General features: G+C 61.1%; 3 protein-coding genes and 1 pseudogene. All 4 read left to right on the top strand.

Going from position 1 to position 1,060, the window contains the following annotated elements:
• A pseudogene (locus tag CFB18_RS16470) lies at window positions 1-90 on the top strand (hypoxanthine phosphoribosyltransferase); the annotation flags it as partial.
• Window positions 91-224: 134 nt separating this feature from the next.
• Window positions 225-521, top strand: a complete 297-nt coding sequence (locus CFB18_RS04000; RefSeq protein ID WP_088570522.1) for a hypothetical protein — start codon at window positions 225-227, stop codon at window positions 519-521.
• Window positions 503-931, top strand: coding sequence for a type II toxin-antitoxin system VapC family toxin (locus CFB18_RS03995; protein ID WP_088570521.1), 429 nt, complete (start codon window positions 503-505; stop codon window positions 929-931). The genes CFB18_RS04000 and CFB18_RS03995 overlap by 19 nt, the downstream gene beginning before the upstream one ends.
• Before the next feature lie 2 nt (window positions 932-933).
• Window positions 934-1,060, top strand: a 127-nt coding sequence (locus CFB18_RS15820; protein ID WP_320410125.1) for a phosphoribosyltransferase family protein, incomplete at its 3' end; no start/stop codon positions are given.

Raw genomic sequence — 1,060 nt, 5'->3', positions numbered from 1 at the left:
ATCCCGGATCTTTTCGTCGTGGGTTACGGGATCGACTGGGCGGAGCACTACCGCCACCTGCCCTACATCGGGGCGGTGCGCTTCCTGTGAAGCAGCGAGAGCGGGATTCCCTGCGTGGGGATGGGGTCCTTTGTCTCTTCTCCGTTCGTTGTGCTATGCTGAACACGAGCAATCGCGCAGCCGGGTCATTGGATCCGCTTAGGCCCGACTGCCAGGAGGAAGTGATGGACCACACTGGTATTCGGGAGCTCATCCTCCAGGAATTGGAAGGACTGGCGGAGGATCGCATCCTGGAGGTCCTGGACTTCATCCGTTTTCTGAAGTCCAGGCAGGGGGAACATCCGCCGCTTCCGGGCCGCCGACTGACCCCTCAACCCGAAGCGCTTCGGATCCTGGCTGAACTGGACCGCATCCGAGCCGAGGCAGAAGCTCGCTATGGAATCTATCCGGGCGATCCGGTGCGGGAGGTTCGAGAAGCCCACGAGCGTCGGATGGAGGAAGCGTGGAAACCGTCGTCATAGATGCCAACATCGGGGTGGCATTGGTCTGCCCGCTGTTGTATTCCCGCGCATGCCGGGACCGCATGGAAGAATGGTTGCGACAGGGGGTGAACTTAGTGGTCCCTGCGCTCTGGGACTATGAGATTGCCGCAGCGCTGCGCAAGCAGTGGGCCCAGAATCTGTTGTCACGAGAGGCCGCCCTGGAGGGATTGATTCACCGTTTCGGCTTGCCGATCCAACGGGTGTCCGCAAGCCCGGAGCTGCTGGCTCAGGCCCTGATATGGGCGGAGCGCCTGGGGCAAATGACGACCTATGATGCTCAATATCTGGCGCTCAGCGAGCAGCTTGGCGCTCCCTTCTGGACCGCTGATCGAAAACTTTATCGCCGTTGTAAGGACATCGGCGTGGATTGGGTGAACTTAGTTGGATAGAGGTGACAACCTTTCGGGACGTGTTGCTGGTGGAGGACATCGTGGACGCGGGGCTGACGTTGCGGTATTTGCAGGCCCATCTGCGGAGCCAGGGCCCGCGCAGCCTGCGCACCGCCGTGCTCTTGGACA

The organism is Thermoflexus hugenholtzii JAD2 (genome assembly GCF_900187885.1).
Classification (GTDB): Bacteria; Chloroflexota; Anaerolineae; order Thermoflexales; family Thermoflexaceae; genus Thermoflexus; species Thermoflexus hugenholtzii.
This window is presented reverse-complemented; position numbering and strand designations above follow the sequence as displayed.